Origin of the sequence: Arenibacter algicola, assembly GCF_018860365.1 — a bacterium.
Taxonomy (GTDB): Bacteria; Bacteroidota; Bacteroidia; order Flavobacteriales; family Flavobacteriaceae; genus Arenibacter; species Arenibacter algicola_B.
The window spans coordinates 1-21565 of the sequence record NZ_JAHKPO010000001.1 but is presented as its reverse complement, the minus strand read 5'-3'; the positions used below and the strand labels follow the sequence as shown (position 1 = coordinate 21565).

General features: G+C 39.5%; 20 protein-coding genes and 1 pseudogene. 11 read left to right on the top strand and 10 right to left on the bottom strand.

The window, feature by feature from the left end; genetic code table 11:
* The first annotated feature begins 41 nt into the window (after nt 1-41).
* Together KO529_RS00105 and KO529_RS00100 are read left to right on the top strand one after the other, a co-directional pair.
* On the top strand, nt 42-1490 hold the full coding sequence (locus tag KO529_RS00105; protein ID WP_215945919.1) for a PHP domain-containing protein: 1449 nt from the start codon (nt 42-44) through the stop codon (nt 1488-1490).
* Entirely contained in the window at nt 1487-3262 is a 1776-nt protein-coding gene (locus KO529_RS00100; protein ID WP_215945918.1) for a TIM-barrel domain-containing protein, read from the top strand. The genes KO529_RS00105 and KO529_RS00100 overlap by 4 nt, the downstream gene beginning before the upstream one ends.
* Before the next feature lie 40 nt (nt 3263-3302).
* Here the strand turns inward: KO529_RS00100 and KO529_RS00095 are convergent, their stop codons facing one another.
* Nucleotides 3303-4178 carry a glycerophosphodiester phosphodiesterase family protein gene (locus KO529_RS00095; protein WP_215945917.1) on the bottom strand — a complete coding sequence of 292 codons (876 nt, stop codon included), beginning with the start codon at nt 4176-4178 and terminating at the stop codon, nt 3303-3305.
* Between the two features lie 226 nt (nt 4179-4404).
* Nucleotides 4405-5649, bottom strand: coding sequence for a DUF5103 domain-containing protein (locus KO529_RS00090; protein WP_215945916.1), 1245 nt, complete (start codon nt 5647-5649; stop codon nt 4405-4407).
* Between the two features lie 149 nt (nt 5650-5798).
* Here KO529_RS00090 and KO529_RS00085 point away from each other — a divergent pair, with 149 nt between their 5' ends.
* The 8 genes from KO529_RS00085 (at nt 5799) to KO529_RS00050 (ending at nt 13412) form a co-directional block, all read left to right on the top strand.
* Complete coding sequence (locus KO529_RS00085) at nt 5799-7151, top strand: Na(+)-translocating NADH-quinone reductase subunit A (protein ID WP_215945915.1); 1353 nt, start codon at nt 5799-5801, stop codon at nt 7149-7151.
* Between the two features lie 3 nt (nt 7152-7154).
* Nucleotides 7155-8423 (top strand): NADH:ubiquinone reductase (Na(+)-transporting) subunit B, encoded by a 1269-nt coding sequence (locus KO529_RS00080; protein WP_215945914.1) that lies wholly within the window; start codon nt 7155-7157, stop codon nt 8421-8423.
* A 2-nt stretch (nt 8424-8425) separates the two neighbouring features.
* Nucleotides 8426-9178, top strand: a complete 753-nt coding sequence (locus tag KO529_RS00075; protein WP_215945913.1) for a Na(+)-translocating NADH-quinone reductase subunit C — start codon at nt 8426-8428, stop codon at nt 9176-9178.
* 3 nt (nt 9179-9181) lie between these two features.
* Complete coding sequence (locus KO529_RS00070) at nt 9182-9829, top strand: NADH:ubiquinone reductase (Na(+)-transporting) subunit D (RefSeq protein WP_072863479.1); 648 nt, start codon at nt 9182-9184, stop codon at nt 9827-9829.
* Nucleotides 9830-9853: 24 nt separating this feature from the next.
* Nucleotides 9854-10591: an NADH:ubiquinone reductase (Na(+)-transporting) subunit E gene (gene nqrE / locus KO529_RS00065; RefSeq protein ID WP_215945912.1), complete on the top strand. Its 738-nt coding sequence runs from the start codon at nt 9854-9856 to the stop codon at nt 10589-10591.
* 2 nt (nt 10592-10593) lie between these two features.
* Complete coding sequence (gene nqrF, locus KO529_RS00060; protein WP_072863475.1) at nt 10594-11901, top strand: NADH:ubiquinone reductase (Na(+)-transporting) subunit F; 1308 nt, start codon at nt 10594-10596, stop codon at nt 11899-11901.
* A gap of 142 nt (nt 11902-12043) precedes the next feature.
* On the top strand, nt 12044-12403 hold the full coding sequence (locus KO529_RS00055) for a Na(+)-translocating NADH-quinone reductase subunit F (RefSeq protein WP_215945911.1): 360 nt from the start codon (nt 12044-12046) through the stop codon (nt 12401-12403).
* Nucleotides 12381-13412 (top strand): FAD:protein FMN transferase, encoded by a 1032-nt coding sequence (locus KO529_RS00050; RefSeq protein WP_215945910.1) that lies wholly within the window; start codon nt 12381-12383, stop codon nt 13410-13412. The genes KO529_RS00055 and KO529_RS00050 overlap by 23 nt, the downstream gene beginning before the upstream one ends.
* Here KO529_RS00050 and KO529_RS00045 read toward each other — a convergent pair whose 3' ends face one another.
* From KO529_RS00045 to gpmI, 3 genes are all read right to left on the bottom strand, one after another.
* Nucleotides 13413-14177 (bottom strand): class I SAM-dependent methyltransferase, encoded by a 765-nt coding sequence (locus KO529_RS00045; protein WP_215945909.1) that lies wholly within the window; start codon nt 14175-14177, stop codon nt 13413-13415.
* 159 nt (nt 14178-14336) lie between these two features.
* Nucleotides 14337-15155, bottom strand: a complete 819-nt coding sequence (map, locus tag KO529_RS00040) for a type I methionyl aminopeptidase (protein ID WP_215945908.1) — start codon at nt 15153-15155, stop codon at nt 14337-14339.
* Between the two features lie 78 nt (nt 15156-15233).
* A complete protein-coding gene (gpmI, locus tag KO529_RS00035) occupies nt 15234-16751 on the bottom strand; it encodes a 2,3-bisphosphoglycerate-independent phosphoglycerate mutase (RefSeq protein WP_215945907.1) in 1518 nt (505 codons plus the stop codon).
* Nucleotides 16752-16977: 226 nt separating this feature from the next.
* On the opposite strand from gpmI, the gene KO529_RS00030 reads away from it, so the two are divergent.
* Entirely contained in the window at nt 16978-17376 is a 399-nt protein-coding gene (locus KO529_RS00030) for an ankyrin repeat domain-containing protein (RefSeq protein ID WP_215945906.1), read from the top strand.
* Nucleotides 17377-17481: 105 nt separating this feature from the next.
* On the opposite strand, the gene KO529_RS00025 is transcribed toward KO529_RS00030, so the two are convergent.
* The 5 genes and pseudogenes from KO529_RS00025 to KO529_RS23540 form a co-directional block, all read right to left on the bottom strand.
* Complete coding sequence (locus KO529_RS00025) at nt 17482-17649, bottom strand: DUF6747 family protein (protein WP_215945905.1); 168 nt, start codon at nt 17647-17649, stop codon at nt 17482-17484.
* A 125-nt stretch (nt 17650-17774) separates the two neighbouring features.
* Nucleotides 17775-18542, bottom strand: coding sequence for a M48 family metalloprotease (locus KO529_RS00020; RefSeq protein ID WP_215945904.1), 768 nt, complete (start codon nt 18540-18542; stop codon nt 17775-17777).
* 40 nt (nt 18543-18582) lie between these two features.
* A complete protein-coding gene (locus KO529_RS00015) occupies nt 18583-19317 on the bottom strand; it encodes a M15 family metallopeptidase (protein WP_215945903.1) in 735 nt (244 codons plus the stop codon).
* 289 nt (nt 19318-19606) lie between these two features.
* Nucleotides 19607-20785: a gliding motility-associated C-terminal domain-containing protein gene (locus KO529_RS00010; protein ID WP_252734266.1), complete on the bottom strand. Its 1179-nt coding sequence runs from the start codon at nt 20783-20785 to the stop codon at nt 19607-19609.
* A 78-nt stretch (nt 20786-20863) separates the two neighbouring features.
* Nucleotides 20864-21565 (bottom strand): annotated as a pseudogene (locus KO529_RS23540) (collagen-like protein); the annotation flags it as partial.

The window sequence follows — 21565 nt, the reverse complement described above, 5'->3', positions numbered from 1 at the left end:
TCCTTTTGTATTAAAGAGGTTTGTCTGGAAGTCCTCGAGTAATGGATAATATTAAAATGTTGAAAAAGTCTTTTGTTGCAATTCCGATTTTGGTTATCGCTTTCCTAGCACTTTTTTTTCATTTGGATATACATATTATTGATGCACTTACCCTGAAAACCGTTCCCGAATACGATATACATATCCCGGTATTGAGGATTTTTTTTGAACCAATATTGGGGTTGTTGCTATATTTTAATCGCTCTATTTATCCCCTACAGGAATTGCCGATTACCCTATTATGGATATTGGTTTTTTATATATGCTTCAGTCTGATCAAGATTTTTAAAGTTGAGGCAGCTCCTTATAGAAGGCAAACAGCATTGCGGTTTTTAGGAAACCTACCTTTGTTGATCGGTATTTGTTTTTCAGTTTTTGTCGTTATCCTTTTCATTAGATTGCCTAATAATACCATTGTAAATAACACTTCGGATGAAATATTGGTAACTAGTCACGCCCATACAGAATTTAGTCATGATGGGTTGATATCCCAAGAAAAAATGTGGGCATGGCATAAAAGAAATGGGTTCGATGCCTTTTTTATAACAGATCATGCCAATCACAAAAAAACGTTGGACTTCTCAACCAAACAAAGAAATAATCAATTTCCCTTAGAACCTTTAATCATGGTTGGTCAAGAACATTCGGGTTCCAATCATATGAGTTTATTGGGACTGAATGGAAAATTTGAAACAAAGGGGAAACCCGATTCCCTCATTGTAAATTTGGTGCATAAGCATGGAGGGGCTGTAATAATTAATCATTGGTTTGACGGTAAGGGAAATGATAAGGAGTTTTATAAGGATCTAGGTGCTGATGGTTTTGAAATTGAAAATGTAGGCAAGGAATTATATTATGACCGAACCTTATTTAATGATCTTAAAAAATTCTGTGAGAGCAACAAGCTTCTGATGATCGGCGGACTTGATTTTCATGGATACGGTAGGGCATGTGGCATATGGAATGCTTTCCAAATTCCAAATTGGCATCAAATGGATCCGGAGATAAAGGAAAAATCCATTTTGGAAATATTAAGAAGTAGGGATCAGAGTAGGGTAAAGGTACTTATGTACCAAGACCGACCTTTTTATAGTGGAGAAAATTTGTTGTTCCAACCCTATATTACTGTGGTGAATTATTTTAGGACACTCAATTTCTGGCAAGTACTCTCCTGGGCTTTATGGTTGGTTTTGTTACAATTGCTTTGGAATTACAGAAGGGAACATTTTATCCCCATGCATAAGAGAATGGCACTGACAGGTATGGTAAGCGCCCTGTTTTTAATTGTCCTGGGTCTGTATTATATGGTTCGGGGCAATGCGGTAAAGGGCTATAGTAAAGTATTCGCCGAATACAGTTCCATGCTGCTTACCATAGGGTCTATTTTTATGGTCTATTCACTGGTAACCATATATTTTAGATTCTTTAAAAAAATGAAGAATTCAAATTGAAAAGAAAGGCTCTAAAGATTGCTGCTTGGGTTTTGGCGACTTTAGGTGTCGTCGCTTATTTCTATTGGATTTTCCCTGTATGGGGAATGCCGTTCAATAGTCAGCGGCATGGAAATCCGCCTTTAACCCCACCTTGGGCATTGGAATGTTGGCTTTGGGAAGACGATGTTAATACTTCAGATTATGTAGACGAATTGTTGGTAGGGTATAAAAAAAATGATATTCCCGTTAGAACCATTATTTTGGATAGCCCTTGGTCTTTGCGCTATAATGATTTTGAAATTGATACTAGTCTCTATAAAAAACCCGAACAATGGTTTAAAAAGCTTCAGGACAATGATTATAGGGTAGTACTTTGGATGACCACCATGGTCAATAGTTATAGTAAAGACACTCACATAAAGGAATCCAATGATTGGTATCAGGAAGCTATGGATAATGACTTTCTGGTTAAATCCAACAAGCCAAATAAATGGTGGAAAGGAGAGGGTGGCTTTATAGATTATACCAATGACAATGCCATGGATTGGTGGCGGGGGTTACAACAAAATGTTTTTGATCTTGGTATAGATGGATGGAAGCTGGATGGCACCGCAACCCTTTTTTGGAACCAACTTGGTCCAATTCCAATATTCTATAAGCGGACATCCAAGGGAATTATGACCGCTAGAACCTATATGGACCATTACTATAGGGATGAATACCAACATGGGCTTACCCAAAATCCAGAGTTCGTTACACTTTCACGATCTATAGACCGTGGGTTTCATCCCGAAGGCTTTGCGCCCATTGATGCTTCCCCGGTAAATTGGGTAGGCGATCAGAAGCACGAATGGGTTACCAATGAAATGATCTTGGAAAGCGGGAATGAAAACGTGGACATAGCTTTGGATGGAATTCAAGGTTATGAGTCGGCTATAAAGAGTATTCTAAAAAGCGCCGAACTGGGATATAATATTGTTGGGTCTGATGTGGCCGGGTTTTCCGGGAAAACGATTCCTCCAAGATTGTATATGCGCTGGACACAATTTTCCACTTTTTGCGGTCTGTTCATGAACGGGGGCCATGGAGAAAGGCGACTTTGGAAGAGAACAGAGGAGGAGCTGGAGGTAATACGAAAGTTTTCCTGGTTGCATACAGAATTGGTGCCCTATATGTACCACTATGTGGTTACGGCCCATAACGGGGGAAGAAGGTTGCAGACCCCCTTAAAACAAGGGAAGTATCACTATATGTTCGGGGATGACTTTCTGGTGGCTCCAATATATCAGGATTCCAAAAAAAGGACTGTTACTCTGCCCAAGGGTCAATGGAGATACTTTTTTAACGATAATGAACCCATTGAAGGAGAGGTGGATATTGAGCGGGAATTTCCAATGGACGAATTTCCAGTCTATATAAAGGAAGGGGCTATTGTTCCTATGGATATCAAGCGATCCTATACCGGATTGGGAAATGAGGATTCAGACGGCTTTACGACCATCTTAGTGTATCCCCAAAGTGAAAATAGTTTTATTTATTACCATACGGATACAAAGGGAAAAACTACAATTTCTTATAAGAAAACAGCTGGTAGTTTGAAACTTTCCCTGGAAGGAACAAAATTCTCCCATCTTTTAAGGATTCATTCCAATAGCATCCCGGAATCGGTTTCGCTGGACGGAAAACTATTGGAAAAGGAGGTGTCTTGGAATTTCGATGACCAAAACCATAAACTTGTTATCAGGAATGGCAGTGGGTATGGAAAAGGGGTATATAAAATAAAATTTTGATTCTTCCCGTAATGGATTTCATTCCTGAGTATAATACACCTTATCGGTGTAGGTTCTTGGATCTAAGATAGCTCAAAAGTTCTTCGGGTAAATCGGTTTGGATTACGTTGACGTATTTTCGGGACAACAGCGCATCAAAACCCGAATTTTTCTCTTCGGCTTCCATTCTATCATACTTGCCCAAAGCATTGATCCATACCCTGTATCCAGATTTTATAAGTCGGCGCATGGTTCTGTCTTTATAATAGCTCTCATCAATATGAATAATAGAAATATCTTCCAATTTCCTTATGGCCCTAATGTCCTTTCTGGAATATGCCCTAGGCATTATTTTAATGTCCTTGTTCAATTTTTGATACTGTGTGGTTTCGGGAAAATCATAAAGGAAAAATAATATCTGGTCTTCCATTCCGTATTTTTCGATCAGGTCAAAAGTTTGTCTTACGGCCGCCTCTCCTTCAAGCTTAAAATCTACATCCAATAGCATCTTGCCCTTGGTAAGCTTTAGTACCTCTTCAAAAGTAGGTATCTGCTCATCTGTAATATCATTTCCAAACTTAAGTTTGAACTCCTTGAGCTCGGCAAGGGTAAAATCATCCACTTTTCCTGTACCATTAGTTGTTCTGTCAATAGTTTTGTCGTGCATAATTACCAGTTCACCGTCCTTACTTTTTCTAATGTCAATTTCCACGATATCTACCCCTATACGAATGCTTTCGCCTATGGCCGCTAAAGAATTTTCCGGATAGTTGGGATTTGTAGCTCTATGGGCTGCAACAAGGACCTGTTCCGGATGGTTGTGGTAATCCTCAAGAATACTGTCGAGTTTAGTTTCTTGCGCTAGGGTTGTTAAGCTTAAGAAAAGAAGTAGGGTAAAAATGGTTTTGTTCCAAAAAGGGTAAAGAATGCTGTTCATTATTAATTATAGTTGAGGGATTATGTTGTAATTCCCGTAATTATGATGGTGCAATATAATAAGACTTTTTGTTTACACGTTTAAGCAAATGTTAATATCTTCCTTAGGGCCACTTTTATCTCGAATGTATCCGTTATGGCTGTTGCATTCCCAGGCCTTCAATTCTATAATGCCTTACGGCCACTTAAGGGGATGTGGGATTTAAAGAATCTGATTAAAACAAAGGTTAATTGGTGATGGAACGGGAATTTGCAGAGCCAACCCCAATAATACTATCGTAGATATCGCCAAAATTTCGATAATATACCAAGATGAGGTAGTTGTTTTCCGTAAAATGAAAATTTCCTGAAATAGTGTTCATGTCAATAACACCTTCATTGTTTTTCATTACATATTTGTAGTTGTAAAATCCTTGTTTCATTTTTATAACCGCCTCCATATTGCCCGTATCTTCATTATAGGTCATTTTGTTTTCCTCATCAAGGGCGTAATTATTGTATTTTCCAAATACATATACATCGTTCAAGCCAATTTTAGCTGTGTAGGGCAGGGTAAAATGTATGTAACTGTATTCGGCCTCCCTGGAGCTGTCATCTCCTTGCAAGGTTCTGACCACAAAATCGCCGTTAATATCGGGGTAATAGGTATAGGGCCGGTCGTCCCTAAAATAATCCATAAATAAATAGTGGTTGTAAAGGTCTGTAAGTTCTATCCGGGAAATGGAAGAACTTGGTGCCCTAAGGTCTTTGGTATCAAAATTAAAATATTCATTACCTCCAAAAAAACTGGTTTCCTTATCATATTTATACACCAGTTCCGACCCCAGTATAAATTGGGGGCTTATATTGGTAATGGTGGTAGGCCATAGGTTGTTTTGTATTATGGCAACTTTTACTTCCTTATTGGGGTTTACCAATTTCACCTGATTGGCGTTTATGGTAAACTGTACAACTTGTTTTTCATTTAAATAGGTAAAATCCCTGGAACGTTTTACTACACCGCCCACAGCAACCTGATCTTCATACACTATAAATCTTCTGGAAAATTGAAGCTCATTATAACTGTTGTAAATCTCCAATACGTAATTGCCGCTAACTTTTAATCGGGTATTATCATTGGGTATAGTAAGCTTGTAGTTGGAATAAGGTTGCAATGTGGAGTAGCTGTTTGCGTAATCCACTATCCGCTCATTGTCCATTCCGTTTAGATATTGAGACTTTAAAAGGGAAGATGGTGTCCAGTCATAATCGCAATGTACTATCTTGTAATAGTAGTCTTGTTCGTTGGCCAAAAGGTCATCAAATTCCAAATAAACTGGGCTTCCTAAGCTTACGACCGGAAATTGGTCATCGGTATCACCTTTAAATACAATTGTTTTGATATTTGTTGGAGGGTTAATTTCCATCTGCACCTGGGCAAAAGCAAAATGGCAGGAAATGAACAGTATAAGCGCAAAAAGATTCAATCTCATTTGGTAATATTTTCAGGTAAAGGTAAGCAAAAACCAAGCCTAAATGGATTAGCATGTTTTAATCTCTAAATTTATAAGTAATAATTATGAAAACTTTTTATTAAGTATTAAATTTGCTCGAAATTTTGATAACCTAAGGTCTACTAAATATGTCTAAAGACATCCGAATTAAAAAAGGCTTGAACATTAATCTTATTGGTGATGCGGAAAAGACTACTTCCAAAGCTGTTTTAAGTAATGTTTATGCGATTAATCTTCAGGATTTTCACGGAATTACACCTAAATTATTAGTTAAGCAAGGCGCTGAAGTAAAGGCGGGAGAGCCACTTTTTTTCAATAAAAATGTGGAAGACATGCTTTTTGTTTCGCCGGTAAGCGGAGAATTGATCGAGGTAGTGAGAGGTGCAAGAAGAAAAATATTAACCTTGAAAATTTTGGCGGACAAAAGCCAAGAATTTGTGTCGCATGCACCTTTATCCCCTAAAAGCGCAAAAGCTGAAGAGGTTAAAGCGTTGCTTTTAAAATCTGGGTGTTGGCCTTTTATCAAGCAAAGACCTTATGATATAATTGCGAACCCAAGTGTAACCCCTAAGTCCATATTCATCTCTGCTTATGTTACCAGTCCTATGGCGGCCGATTTGGATTATGCCTTAAAGGGAAAGGAAAATGAAATTCAGGCAGCAATTACTGTTTTGGGGAAATTAACTCCCGGAAAGGTACATGTGTCTGTAGGTAAAGGTGGGCAGTCTATTTTTTCCAAGATGGAAGGTGCGGAAATACATAATGTTTCCGGTCCCCATCCAGCTGGTTTGGTAGGTACCCAGATCAATAAAATAGATCCAATTAATAAAGGCGAAGTGGTTTGGACAATTACTCCGCAGGACTTGGTTATTATAGGGGAGCTTTTGTTAACGGGAAGATATAATCCTGAAAGGGTTGTGGCTCTTGTCGGGTCCAGCGTTAAGTCTCCTAAATATTACACTACTAAAATAGGTTCTGAAATAGCTACCTTTCTATATGCCAGTGGTGTGAATACTGAAAATTTCAGGGTGATCAATGGGGATGTCCTTACTGGTTCCAAAGCAAAGCCTGACGGATATTTAGGGTATTATAACAATACCGTAAGTGTAATTCCTGAAGGTGATGATTATGAATTTTTTGGCTGGAACAAGCCTGTTTTTAATAAAATATCTTCAACTAGGGCCTTGACCTTCTCTTGGTTACAGCCCAAAAAGAAATACGATTTGGATACCAATACCAATGGTGAACATAGGGCATTTGTGGTAACTGGATTGTATGAAGAAGTTTTTCCAATGGACATTTATCCTTTACAACTTCTAAAAGCATGTATGGTGAAGGACTTGGATGAAATGGAGCAATTGGGTCTTTACGAAGTTGCTCCCGAAGATTTTTCACTTACAGAATTTATTTGCATCTCTAAACAACCCCATCAACAGATCATTAGGGAAGGGTTGGATTTATTATATAAAGAAATAGGATAAAAGATGAGCTTAAAAAGTAATTTACATAACCTAAAGGAGAAGTACAAGGGCAAGAAAATGGCTCCTGCATTCAATGCAATCCATACCTTTTTGTACGCTCCCAACGAAACTACACATTCTGGTTCCCATGTACGTGCCGTGGATGATTTGAAGCGTACGATGAACACGGTAATCATGGCTTTGGTGCCTGTGCTTATTTTTGGGATTTTCAATGCTGGTTATCAGCACTATGCGGCTGTGGATGCTGTCAATGGTGTGGTAAGACAAGCTTCCTTGTTTGGAAACTTCCTAACTTGGGAGAATTTCATTATGGGAGCATGGACCGTGCTGCCTTTGGTAATCGTTTCCTATGCCGTTGGACTTGCGGTTGAATTTTTATTCGCTGTAATTAAAGGTCATGAGGTTGAGGAAGGATATTTGGTTACCGGTATGTTGGTGCCATTGATCGTACCAATTGATACACCATTATGGATGTTGGCCGTGGCCGTAGTATTTGGAGTGGTCATTGGGAAGGAAGTGTTTGGAGGTACAGGAATGAATATTTTGAACCCTGCACTTACCATTAGGGCATTTTTATTCTTTGCCTATCCTACTTGGATGAGTGGGGATAAGGTATGGGTACACCAGGCGGTGGATTTGGCCGGTGGTCCCGACGCTATTTCCGGAGAAACCATTTTGGGCTATTTGGCACAAGGTAAGGGGGCGGAAATGTCTTATTCCGTTTCAGATATGTTTTTTGGGTTTATTCCTGGATCTGTTGGGGAAACCTCTACTATACTAATTTTGTTGGGCGGACTATTCTTGATCTATAGTAAGATTGCAAGTTGGAGAATCATGGTGAGTGCCGTAATAGGGGCCTTGGTTATGGGACTTATCTTTAACGGAGTGGTCGATGCAGGTTGGATAACCGAGACGAGCAAGTTCTACGGATTAATGAGTTTTGCCTTTTGGCAGCATTTGATCGTTGGTGGTTTGGCCTTTGGTATTGTGTACATGGCAACCGATCCGGTTACCGGTGCCCAGACCAATAAGGGTAAATGGTATTATGGATTCTTTATAGGGTTTATTTCGGTATTGATCAGGGTTTTCAACCCTGCTTACCCAGAAGGCGTATTCTTGGCTATTTTGTTGATGAACGTTTTTGCTCCAACAATTGATCACTATGTGGTTAGGGGGAATATAAATAAAAGATTGAAGCGTGCTAAGAACGCTACTATTTTGCCTAGGGACGGTGAAGGAAAAGCTCAGGAATTAAAAGCAGAAACAGTATAATCATGGCAGTTAACACAGATAAAAATAGTTACACCGTTATTTTCGCCGCCGTTATGGTGGTAATAGTAGGGTCTCTTTTAGCATTTTTTGCGTCTTCACTCAGTGAAAAGATACAGGAGAACGAAAGACTGGAAAAACAACAGAATATTCTTTATGCCATGGGCGTAAACGAAAATCAGGACGAAGGAAGTGTAAATTTTGTTTCTACCGATAAGGTTGCGGGTGAATTTGAAAAATATATCACGGAGCAATTGGTTATTGAAGGGGATAAGATTACCAAAGACGACAAAGCCTACCTAATAGATCTTAAAAAACAGGAAACAGAGGCCAAAGCTGGTAAAACAAGGAAATTACCTTTGTTTATTGGTGAAAAGGACGGTTCCAAGTACTATATCATTCCTATGCGGGGCAAAGGTCTTTGGGATGCTATATGGGGATTTGTTGCCCTGGATAATAATTTGGTGGTAAAAGGCGTGTATTTTGACCATAAAGGGGAGACCCCAGGTTTAGGTGCCAATATCAAGCAACGTTACTTTATGGACGACTTTACGGGAGAATCCATTTTGAACGGTACAGAATATGCCGGTATAGCCGTTGCCAAGGGAAATAACGATCCTACCAACGAAATAAAAGATGATAATGAGGTTGATGCATTGGCAGGAGCTACCATTACCGGTAACGGTCTGTCTGCGATGATCAAAGAAAGCGTAAACCTATATAAGTCCTACTTGGAATCAATACGAGCTAAAAATTAAAACATGGCACTACTTTCAAAAAAAGATACGAGTCTAATATTAGACCCTTTGGCAGATAATAACCCAATTACCATTCAGGTATTGGGAATTTGTTCAGCATTGGCAATTACAGCAGAACTAAAGGCATCCATAGTAATGGCCCTATCGGTTATGTTCGTATTGGGCATGGGAAATGTTGTTATTTCCTTAATGCGGAACATTATACCTTCCAAAATTAGAATTATTGTACAATTGGTGGTTGTAGCCGCCCTTGTTATTATGGTAGATCAGGTGCTGAAGGCATTTGCTTATGAATTGAGCAAAACGCTTTCTGTTTTCGTGGGTCTTATCATAACCAACTGTATTATTATGGGACGTTTTGAAGCTTTTGCTTTGGCAAACGGACCATGGAGGTCTTTCTTGGATGGTATAGGGAACTCGGCCGGATATGGTTTAATATTGATTATTATTGGATTCTTTAGGGAACTATTGGGTTCTGGTACATTACTTGGGTTTAAGGTCTTGGGAGATCCCATAGAAAAAACCGGTTTATATGCCATTGGCTATGAGAATAACGGATTTATGTTGTTGTCCCCCATGGCCTTGATCGTTGTTGGGCTCATTATCTGGGTACAACGTTCACGCAACAAAGCTTTAATAGAAGAAAACTAGTAGTCATCATAAGAATAGAATGTTATGTTAGAACATGTAGAATTATTTTTTAAATCCATATTTATAGATAATATGGTATTTGCCACGTTCTTAGGAATGTGTTCTTACCTTGCCGTTTCTAAAAAAGTGACTACTGCAGTTGGTCTTGGAGCAGCTGTGATCTTTGTATTGGCAGTAACGGTACCCCTAAACTGGTTGTTGGATCAGTATCTTTTAAGGGATGGGGCCTTAGCTTGGTTAGGACCTGAGTACGCTGATTATAATCTAAGCTTTTTATCTTTTATACTCTTTATTGCTACCATAGCGACTATGGTGCAATTGGTAGAGATCGTTGTTGAAAAATTTTCCCCAGCACTCTATAATTCATTAGGTATATTTTTACCGCTTATTGCGGTGAACTGTGCCATCTTGGGTGGTTCATTATTTATGCAGTCCAGAGATATCCAAACTCTTGGATTGGCCTTTAATTATGGACTTAGTTCCGGTATTGGATGGTTCTTGGCTATTTTGGCCATTGCTGCCATACGTGAGAAAATTAGATACTCCAATGTTCCTGCACCACTTAGAGGTCTTGGGATAACCTTCATAATCACTGGACTTATGGCTATAGGTTTTATGAGTTTTGGCGGTATGTTGACAGGCGGTGATGAAGCTCCAAAGGAAGTGGAGCAGAATACGGCCCAACAAGTAGAGGAAGATAAAATAATTAAGGAGACTAAAGAAAATACGGTTTCTTATAACAACGCTATAATAAACGAGTAAAAATGATATTAGCTACAAGTACAATTGGAACAATAGTTATAACGGTAGTTGCTTTTTTAATACTACTGTTATTGTTGGTGGCACTATTACTGTTTACCAAGGAAAAATTATCACCATCAGGGCCTGTAACCATAACCATTAATGGTGAAAAGAAAATTGAAGTAAGTTCTGGGGGATCTTTATTGTCCACTTTGGGAAACCAGAAAATATTTCTTCCTTCTGCCTGTGGAGGTGGAGGAACCTGTATTCAGTGTGAATGTCATGTTCTTTCGGGAGGTGGAGAAGCACTTCCTACGGAAACACCACATTTTTCCAAAAAAGAATTGAACCATGGCGCTCGTTTGGCCTGCCAAGTGAAGGTGAAACAGGATATGGAAATTACTATTCCTGAGGAAGTATTCGGAATTAAAAAATGGCAGGGAACCGTTGTACGTAATTACAACGTGGCTTCATTTATTAAGGAATTTGTAGTTGAAATTCCTGAAGATATGGGGTATAAGGCCGGTGGATATATTCAGATCGAGATTCCTCCCTGTGAGGTTAAGTTCTCTGAAATGGATATCACTGCGCATCCTGAAGAGCACGAAACCCCAGATAAGTTTCAGGCAGAATGGGATAAGTTTAACCTATGGCCGTTGGTCATGAAAAACCCAGAAACAGTGGAAAGAGCCTATTCTATGGCCTCTTATCCTGCTGAAGGAAGGGAAATTATGTTGAACGTACGTATTGCTACTCCGCCCTGGGATAGAGCTAAAAATGGTTGGATGGATGTTAATCCAGGGATTGCATCTTCCTATATCTTCAATTTGAAAAAAGGAGATCCTGTTGTGATTTCCGGACCTTACGGCGAGTTCTTTATCAACGAATCGGATTCTGAGATGTTGTATGTTGGTGGTGGTGCTGGAATGGCTCCAATGCGTTCACATCTTTATCACTTGTTCAACACTTTAAAGACCAACAGAAAAGTTACCTATTGGTATGGTGGTAGGTCTAAACGTGAATTGTTTTATTTAGATCATTTTTATAGACTTGAAAAGGAGTTTCCAAACTTCAAGTTCTATTTGGCACTATCTGAGCCTTTACCAGAAGATAACTGGAAAGTTAAGGAGAATATTGATGCACCAGGTGACGGTTTCGTAGGATTTATACACAACTGTGTAATAGAAAATTACTTGAACCATCACGAATCTCCGGAAGATATTGAACTATACTTCTGTGGACCGCCATTGATGAACAAGGCAGTTCAAAAAATGGGAGAAGATTTCGGTATTCCTGATGAGCATATTAGATTTGATGATTTTGGAGGTTAATTTATAACCTTCGGGATTTCCAAGACCTTGATGGTCTAATTATAGACCTGTCAGGTTTTCAAAACCTGACAGGTCTTTTTTTTGAGCAATTTTTTAAGAATGCCAAGATTTATTTTTGGCTTAGGAATTTAAAATATAGATAATGAGTACGCCCTTAACGGAACAGGAATTGCATAATTTGGCCATGAATATTGTTGGAAAACAATTGGAGGCTGAGGGATTCGAGTTTATGGGGGTCAATAGTAAGCCCAAAAGAAACCCTCAATTTGTTTGTCTTAAGGATAAAAAATTATTTTTTATTGTGGTGCGGAGTATTACGCATCCAAAGGATCCAAGGGAATACGATATGGCCCTAATGCAAAAAATTAAGGATCACGCCCTGACCCAAAACGGAGAAGCCTATTATGCCGGTGTAGGTCTATACAATGCAGAGGATAGGAATCTACCGGTTTATCTTAATGAAGCTTATATATTGGAATATGACGGACTTATTAAAATATAGTGGTATACGTTTAGGGATATTTTTTTTGATTCTGGCATGTGCAGGATGTAGGACCAATGAATCCAAATGGGTAAAGAATGTAAGTTCTGGATCGGCCTTGGGAACTTCTTATAACATTACTTATTTGGCGACCACGGAATTGAATTTTGAACAGGAAATTGATTCCCTTTTTCAAGATTTAAATCAATCGATGTCTACATATATACCTACTTCCGATATCTCGAGAATAAACGCGGGAGATTCTACTATTGTGGTAGACGCAATGTTTAGGGAGGTCTTTGAACTTTCGGGAAAGGTTTTTGAAGCTACGGATGGTTATTTTGATCCTACCGTTGGCGTATTGGTGAATGCCTGGGGTTTCGGGCCCGGAACCGAGTTGGAAATGGATAGTATTAAGGTAGATAGCCTCTTGGATTACGTAGGATTTAACAAAGTGGCCATTAATTCGGATAATAGGATTAAAAAGCAGGATCCTGCTATATATTTCGATTTTAATGCCATAGCCAAAGGATATGCGGTAGACCGTCTAGCAGTTTTGTTGAGAAATAAGGGCATTACCGATTTTTTAATCGAGGTAGGAGGGGAGCTGGTGGCCCAAGGAGAAAACAGGCTCAAGGAGAAAAAATGGGTTGTGGCCATTGATGATCCCATGATGGAGGAAAGTAGAACCTACAAAAGAACCTTGTATATGAAAGACATTGCCATGGCATCCTCAGGAAATTATAGAAAATTTAAAATTGATCCCGAAACTGGCGCCAAGTATGTCCACACTATAGATCCTAAAACTGGATATACAAAGAATTCAAATATTTTGGCTACCAGTGTAATGGCAAATGATTGTGCCACTGCAGATGCTTTTGCAACTTCTTTTATGGCTATGGATCTGGAGAAAACAAAGTCAATATTGGCCCAACATAAAGAATTGGAAGGCTATATAATTTATTTGGATTCAGAGGGGAATGTTTTGGAATATATGACGAACGGATTTAAGGAAAATATCCTGGAGTAGTTATTTGGATACCAAGGGAATAATCTCTCCTTTTGCCAATCGATAATTGTCTACTTCGGCAGGCGATAGTTTTTTGGTATAATCAACTTCATCTACCTTAAAGCCTATTGATCTTAGCTTTGTAAAATAATCGCGGCCATAAATACGGACATGGTCGTACTGTCCAAATATTTTTGCCCTTTCCTTTTTGTCCGTAATACTATTATCCTCGTAGGTGTCGGCCCTGTTAAGGTCTTGTGGAATTTGAAAAATGCCCCATCCTCCGGGTTTTAGTACCCTGTACAATTCTTGCATTGCTTTATTGTCGTCGGGAATGTGTTCCAGAACATGGTTACAAAATATTACGTCAAAAGAATTATCGGTGAAAGGCAGGTTGCAAATATCCGCTTTTACATCCGCTAGGGGCGAATTTAGATCCGTAGTAGTATAGGTAATGTTATTTAGATTTCTGAATCTTGTGTAAAAGGCCTGTTCAGGTGCAAAATGTAATACCTTAAGTTTGTCCGTAAAAAAATTGGTCTCATTTTTTAAATAAAGCCATAATAATCGGTGTCGTTCCAAGGATAGGGTAGAGGGCGATAGCACATTTTCCCTAGGATGTTCGTAGCCATAGGGGAGAAAGCTTTTGAATTTTTTTCCATCTATGGGATCAGTGTAACGATCGCCCTTCATGCTAAACGCCATAAGGGGACGCACCCAATAACTTAGTTTTATAAGTATTGGCCTGGGGATGGTGTTTAAGATATATTTAAATAATTTTTTCAAAGTGGTTCACTGGATTGACCATGGTAATAAAGGAAATTCACTGAGAATTTTATTGTGGTAATTTTTAATTACTTAAAAGTATATGTCACAGTCCTAAACTTTGACCTATAAAGAATTTAGTCTTAAAACAGATAACAGGCTGGATAAACCAACTTTAAGTTATAGTACCAGTGCTTTTTGACGGAACTCATCTTCCTCGTCACTTTGTATACCCAATGCCTCATAAATATAGGCAAAGGTGGACAATATCTCCGGCTTCCCATCTATGATGGCAACATCATGTTCAAAATGTGCGCTGGGTTTATTATCTGCCGTTAGAATGGTCCAACCATCTTTTAATTGTTTTATTCTTCTGGTACCCAAATTAATCATGGGCTCTATGGCCACTACCATACCTTCCACAAATTTTTTGCCCCGTCCACGTTTGCCATAGTTGGGCATTTCAGGATCTTCGTGCATTTCCCGGCCCAATCCGTGACCGACCAATTCCCTTACCACGCCGTAACCTTGGCTTTCGGTATATTGTTGAATGGCATAACCTACGTCTCCAACACGATTCCCGGCCTTAAATTCACGAATTCCTACATAGAGGGATTCTTTGGTGACCTGTAACAGTTTTTTTGTTTCGGCATCAACTTCCCCCACCTCAAAGGTGTAGGCATGATCCCCATGAAATCCGTTTTTAAAGGCTCCACAATCTATAGAGATAATATCACCTTCAACCAAAGGAGTGTTGTTGGGAATTCCATGCACCACTTGGGCATTGGGACTCATGCACAAGGAATTGGGAAAATCGTACAATCCCAAGAAGCCAGGAACTGCGCCGTGATCCCTTATGAATGTTTCGGCCATGCCGTCCAACTGCAAGGTGGTAACCCCAGGCTTTACTTCACTGGCCAACATTCCCAAGGTTTTGCTCACGATCAATGCACTTTCGCGCATTAATTCTATCTCTTCTAAAGTCTTGATCTTAATCATAGAATGCAAAGGTAAAACAATACTTTTAAAACTACACGTTTGCAGGTATTTGCAAATACATAGAAAGGTGAAAAATAATTATACCAAGGGTTTTCTTGTCATTAAGGCGGGCTGTGGAACCCCCATTAGTTTAAGAATGGTTGGTGCAATATCACCTAAAACACCGTCTTTTATACTCTTCAATTCCTTATCTACCAAAATCAGGGGGACTGGATTAGTGGTATGTGCCGTATTTGGGCTGCCGTCCGGATTTATCATGGTCTCGCAATTTCCGTGATCGGCAATGACCAAAGTAGTATATCCATTTTTCAGACCCGCGTTAATAACGGATTCTGCACAACTATCCACAGTTTCACAGGCCTTTATTGCAGCTTGCATATCTCCGGTATGCCCAACCATATCGGGGTTGGCAAAATTGAGACAAACAAAATCTACCTCTCCTTTTTTTAACTCGGGAATTATGGCATCCCTAATCTCATAGGCGCTCATCTCTGGCTTTAAGTCATAGGTAGCCACTTTGGGTGACGGACATAGAATTCGTTCTTCCCCCTCAAAAGGAATTTCCCTACCACCATTAAAGAAGAAGGTGACATGTGGATATTTTTCGGTCTCCGCAATTCTAATTTGTTTTTTGTGGGCTTTGGCCAAGGTTTCTCCCAAGGTTTCACGAATATTATCCTTGTCATAAACTACTTTTACTCCCTTATAGGAATCATCGTAGTTGGTCATAGTTACATAATAGAGATCCAATTTATGCATGTTAAGTTCGTGCATGTCTTCTTGACTAAGCACTTGGGTAAGCTCCCTGCCACGGTCTGTCCTAAAATTGAAAAAGATAACTACATCCCCATTCTTAATTAACGATAAAGGGGATCCTTGATCATCAGTGACCAATAAAGGTTTTAGGAATTCATCCGTAATACCGGATTCATAGCTGGCCAATATGGATTCTTCAATATTAGCTGTTTTTTGCCCTTCACCATTTACTAAAAGGTCATAGGCCAATTTTACCCGTTCCCATCTTTTATCCCTGTCCATGGCATAGTACCGTCCAATAACACTGGCCAACTTTGCATTCTTATCGGAGCAATATTTATTTAATGCTTCTACATATCCAATTCCACTTTTAGGGTCTACGTCCCTACCATCGGTAAAGGCATGTATAAAGGTGTTTTTAAGGCCGTAACTTTCACTGGCATCAATAAGCCCTCTGAGGTGTGAGGTGTGACTATGTACACCGCCATCACTTAGTAAGCCCAAAAAATGGACCGGTTTATCATTATTTTTGGCATAAAGCAGCGCATCTTTTAGCACCTGTTCATCCTTTAAGGTATCCTGTTCGATAGCCAAGTTTATTTTTGCCAAATCTTGGTATACAATTCGGCCGGCCCCAAGGTTCATGTGGCCTACCTCACTATTGCCCATTTGTCCTTCCGGTAATCCTACATTCATTCCATCGGTAAGAAGATTGGAATTGGCGTATTTGGTATATAATGAGTCTATAAAAGGCGTGTTTGCATTTTCTATGGCGGAGACCTTGGGGTCTGGGGACTTGCCCCATCCATCCAAAATCATCAAAATTACTTTCTTGTTCATGTTATGTTTGTTGTTAGTGTCAAAAATAAAACTATTGTATATGGATTGCTAGAATTTGGGACAGCTTTTTCGAAAATTTTAAATCGCTCCAAGGATTTTTTTTAGATGGTGGACTAGAAGATGGCATTTTGTTAAAATTTTGTTATTTATTGAAAAAAAGTGAAACAAATGTAACGGAATTGAGTCTGTTAGGGTAATCAATAATCACTAATTAATCTTATTCATCATGAGAAAAACAATTTTAACAGTCGCCATGGCATTATTGTTTATGGTTGCAGGCGTTCGCGCCGAGAGTAGTAATGACATTTACACCCCAAGTGAATCGGTATTAATGGTTAGGCCAGGGGAATTAAGTTCCTTTTGCAAAGCAATTGTTCAGGGGGACATTGATACCGTTAAGCGATTAATTGAGCTAGGGGAAGATGTTAATCAAAAATCTTTGGGAAAAACACCTGCCATTTTTGCTGCGCGTTACAACAAGGTTGAAATTCTTGAGCTTCTTATTGCCAATGGCGCCGATCTTAAAATTAAGTGCGACAATGGTTACAACGCAAAAAAACATGCCGAACTATCCAATGCCACAGAGGCTCTGGAAGTAATCAACGCTAGTCTACAGAAGAAATAGTTGTTGCCAGTGCATTAAAAAAAACCTATCGATAATTTTCGATAGGTTTTTTTATTACTACAATTTGCTTTTATAGTGTTCAGGTAAAAGAGCAAATCCAATTTTCTAGAATTCAAATCCAGTAAAGGCCCTAAATAATAATGCATAGATAGCCATGGATAGCATTGCCACGCAGAATACGGAGTAGATCTTTAAAAATACTACCGCAATTTCTGGTTTACAATTTTCGAATGCCGCTAAATAAATGTTCTTAAAATGTAATAAAGTTCCCATATAGTCTCATTTAAAGGATTGTAAATCAAAGCTATAAGGGTTAAATTTGTGTGGGTAATAAGATTTGGAATCGATGCAATATACTAATTATACGTCTAAATGCTAATCTTGGAAAGGAAAAATGGCTATTGTTGCCCTTTAATTCGCTGAATGGCATCTTTTATCCGTTCAATTCTATTTTCGGGGTCAGGATGGGTACTCTGAAATTCTGGTACTCTATTGGGTCCGGCTGCGGCTTTTAAAATTTCCATCACCTTGATCATTTCGTAGGGGTCGTAGCCAGATTGCATCATAAGAAGTACTCCCAATTCATCGCTTTCCAATTCATCGTCCCGGCCATTGGTCAGTAGGGTGTTTTGGCCAATGCTATTGACAATTCCACCGGCATCGGCACCAACGGAAGCTCCCATGCTTACGGTCTGCCAAAAGTTACTGTCCGCAATCCTTTCAGCGGAGTGCCTTCCAATTACATGCCCTATCTCATGGCCCAATACTCCTGCCAGTTGGGCTTCGTTCAGTTGGGAGAAGAGGGCATAGGTAACAAATACGGGTCCGCCCGGCAAGGCAAAGGCATTGATGGTTTGCTCATCTGCCAATAAATGAAAGTCATATTTATATGGTGTTTCCCTAGCAATGCTGTTATTTACCAATTTATTGCCCAACTGATCTACAAAAGACTGTAATCGTTCATCAGGATATAGGCCGCCATATTGCTGGGCCACTTCGGGAGCACTTTGCAGGCCAATGGCCACTTCTTGCTCCGTACTCATATTTATGTTCTGGACCCTCCCGGTATATGGGTTTTCCTCCTTGTTATTGCAGCGCTGTACGAAAGCGAAGGCCACAATTGCCAAGCCTATGAATATCCTAATTTTCCAACTACCTCTTCTCATCTGTGTTTTTATGGCATAGTTATGAAATTACAAAAACTAATTATAAGAGGTCCGGGTTTATATCTAAAATATTGTTCTGAATATAGCCTTTTAGAAATCCCGAGGTGAAGTTTTCCTTCCCTATGATATCTTCTTCCAATAGAAGTTTAAAAATATTTTTTCTTCTAAAGGTCTTCAGCATGGGGATGGAAATAGGGGCATAGCTATAATGCCATGGTTCGTATTTAAATCCCTTTCTTTTGGGGTTATCGGTATATACCAAATAGAAACCATATTTGTTGGCATTGTCGTCCATCCATTTTTTTAAAAGGGCGAAAGGGCCGCCTTCTTCAAATTTTTCGGGTACCAAAACATCTCCAGTGGTTTTTGGATAGCCGTCAATGATGTCTATATCTGTGCCCCAATGATGTCTGCTGGTACCAGGAATAGTAGAATATTCTATAATTTTTTCAATGGCACCCAATTTGGTCATCCCCTTTTCCTCGGTATATTGTAAATACTTACGTTCCCAAATACCTTCCTGACGATAAAAATTTCGATAGCTAGATACAATCTTTAGGTCCATACCCTCGCTATAGGCCGCTCTTTTCATCTCTACAAAGGCGTCATGGGCTTCCTTTCTTAGGTTGATGTCCTTGCCAAAAAGTTCAATATCCACTTTGCCCATTAATTCGGCTACGGAATATGCTGTTTCTTGGGAGAGAGTTAGGCCTGGCAATAGTGAAAGGGCCAGACCGGTATAGCTACTTTTTTTTATAAAAGATCTTCTTTGCATAGGGTACCAATTATTTAATTATGAGCAATCCAATTATTCCAATTACACCAAAAATACTGCCACGTTTTATATTGTATGGGTATTTATCCATATAACTTGGGACGTATGAATGAAATTGAAAGTATAAAGTTACTTAAATTCTATAAGATTTGGTTCCGACCAGAGAGGAATTACTGTTAAGTATAAGGGGTAGAAGGGGAGCCTTTTCCTAGAACAGCTAATACATGCTGTTGTAGGAACCACAGTAAAAGTCCGCAATTAATAAAGATATGGAAGTGTATGCTCTAAATTAATTCTGCGAATTTTGCGATAGGTACAAATAGCCCTGATGTTTTATTTTAATATCGTTCAGGGTTATAATGTAAAAATATACTCCTGAGGACAGTCCTATATCTCCCTTGACCAACATATTTCTGTTGGAGATGCCTTCAAATTCATCCCTGTAGTTTTCTTTGTAGTATACCAACACACCATATCTATTGAAGATTTGAAGTAGATTGTTGGGAGATTTCTCTATACCATCAATTACAAGGTAATCGTTTGTGCCATCACCGTTGGGCGTTAAAAAATAATTGCCCAATTCAATAGTGGTAAGGCTTTCATTTAGATCAAGAGCTCCACCAATTGTAATTATGTCGTAATCATTTGGAACAAAGGTATCCGAGCTTAATGATCCGAAGGAAAATTCCCCTTCCAATGCAGAATTCCCCAGGTTGACCCATTTTTGTTGACTTTTGCTCCATCCTACTACTATTAGGTCGCTGATATACTCCCCAAGATTGCCAATATTGCTCCGGTCATCCCAGCTTAATGTTACTATGCTTGGTGAATCCCCCTCCAAACGCCAAAATTCCTGCTTGCTTACAGCAGCCACATTAAAGTCCCTTGCGTCCGTATTGAAATTTTCATTGAAACTGGTTTGGTTATCCGGGGCAACAAAGAAATAGGCACATTTGGCCAGCACATTTACGCTTTCCGAAGTCATGGTCAATGGCCTCAAACGGTCATCATCCCCTACGGGAAATGTAAAGGTATCCTTATTTGCAATAGCCCCGTAACCATCAATTTTGGTATTGTGTCCCTCGCCGACATAAAATGAATCATCGGAAAAGTTTAGGAAAACATTGGAGCGATTCCTGGGCGTAAACACGTTGCCCTGTATAAAGTTGAAATTGTTCAGTATCCCTACGCTTGTTTCCAGATAAAGTCCGTCATTTACAGCTACCTCGGAATCATAAAAAACAGGGGTAAAGGCCCCGGAAATTGTCAAAGGGTTGTTGTCGTTATAAAAGCCTACCAAACCTAAATTTTCATCAAAGGTACCATCGTTGATTACGTCCATATGGAAACCCACCATGGCAGTTTCATGGATTTGAATATTACCATAATTATGCACTGCATCTTGGGCCGGTGCCAACGCAACAGCCCAAAAAATACAGTTTACCATTATGTGTTTGATAATATTCATGTTTCGAATTATGCTTTCTGTTCGAATTTTAATTTAGGTTGCCCAATAAATTTAGCTTCTTATAAATATTGATTTATCCTAATCCTTGCTTATTTGTTGCCAATTGGTGCCGTCATATTGAAACCAGTATATCTTTTTTTCCTTCAAATCATTATCTGCTTCACCCTTTTCATTAATATAATTAATGTTTGTTTCATTATCTTCGGCTTTTTCCAAAACCTTTATAATATAAACCCTTCCTGTTTCAGGAGTTGCAGGAAATGAAATGGTATCATCATCTCCTTTAACAATTAGGGTGTAATCATTAGCTGTTAAAGTGGTACTTGTATTGGTAGATCTAATGGCTCGGATAAATCCGCCTCCAGATTCACTTTCTCCAGCTGCACCTGTTGCACCCGTGGCTCCAGTAGCTCCAGTAGCTCCTGTATCACCCTTGGCACCAGTGTCGCCCTTGGCCCCTGTTGCACCAGTTGCTCCTTGTATACCTTGGATTCCTTGAGCACCAGTAGCACCGGTGTTGCCTTTAGCTCCAGTAGCACCGGTTGCTCCAGTAAGTCCAATTGGTCCCTGAGCTCCAGTATCACCCTTTGCACCAGTTAGACCGGTCGGACCCTGAGCTCCGGTTGCACCTGTATCTCCTTTGGCACCGTCGGCACCTGCTGCTCCGGTAGCCCCCGTGGCTCCAGAATCACCCTTGTCACCTTTGTCACCCTTGGCTCCTGTCGCACCAGTTACACCTTGAATTCCTTGAGCTCCGGTGTCTCCTTTGACGCCCTGGTC

Coding starts and splice junctions, on each gene's coding strand:
- KO529_RS00105 (WP_215945919.1), top strand. CDS start 42: ATGGATAATATTAAAATGTTGAAAAAGTCTTTTGTTGCAATTCCGATT.
- KO529_RS00095 (WP_215945917.1), bottom strand. CDS start 4,178: ATGAACAGCATTCTTTACCCTTTTTGGAACAAAACCATTTTTACCCTA.
- KO529_RS00090 (WP_215945916.1), bottom strand. CDS start 5,649: ATGAGATTGAATCTTTTTGCGCTTATACTGTTCATTTCCTGCCATTTT.
- KO529_RS00085 (WP_215945915.1), top strand. CDS start 5,799: ATGTCTAAAGACATCCGAATTAAAAAAGGCTTGAACATTAATCTTATT.
- KO529_RS00080 (WP_215945914.1), top strand. CDS start 7,155: ATGAGCTTAAAAAGTAATTTACATAACCTAAAGGAGAAGTACAAGGGC.
- KO529_RS00075 (WP_215945913.1), top strand. CDS start 8,426: ATGGCAGTTAACACAGATAAAAATAGTTACACCGTTATTTTCGCCGCC.
- KO529_RS00070 (WP_072863479.1), top strand. CDS start 9,182: ATGGCACTACTTTCAAAAAAAGATACGAGTCTAATATTAGACCCTTTG.
- nqrE (WP_215945912.1), top strand. CDS start 9,854: ATGTTAGAACATGTAGAATTATTTTTTAAATCCATATTTATAGATAAT.
- nqrF (WP_072863475.1), top strand. CDS start 10,594: ATGATATTAGCTACAAGTACAATTGGAACAATAGTTATAACGGTAGTT.
- KO529_RS00055 (WP_215945911.1), top strand. CDS start 12,044: ATGAGTACGCCCTTAACGGAACAGGAATTGCATAATTTGGCCATGAAT.
- KO529_RS00050 (WP_215945910.1), top strand. CDS start 12,381: ATGACGGACTTATTAAAATATAGTGGTATACGTTTAGGGATATTTTTT.
- map (WP_215945908.1), bottom strand. CDS start 15,155: ATGATTAAGATCAAGACTTTAGAAGAGATAGAATTAATGCGCGAAAGT.
- gpmI (WP_215945907.1), bottom strand. CDS start 16,751: ATGAACAAGAAAGTAATTTTGATGATTTTGGATGGATGGGGCAAGTCC.
- KO529_RS00030 (WP_215945906.1), top strand. CDS start 16,978: ATGAGAAAAACAATTTTAACAGTCGCCATGGCATTATTGTTTATGGTT.
- KO529_RS00025 (WP_215945905.1), bottom strand. CDS start 17,649: ATGGGAACTTTATTACATTTTAAGAACATTTATTTAGCGGCATTCGAA.
- KO529_RS00020 (WP_215945904.1), bottom strand. CDS start 18,542: ATGAGAAGAGGTAGTTGGAAAATTAGGATATTCATAGGCTTGGCAATT.
- KO529_RS00015 (WP_215945903.1), bottom strand. CDS start 19,317: ATGCAAAGAAGATCTTTTATAAAAAAAAGTAGCTATACCGGTCTGGCC.
- KO529_RS00010 (WP_252734266.1), bottom strand. CDS start 20,785: ATGAATATTATCAAACACATAATGGTAAACTGTATTTTTTGGGCTGTT.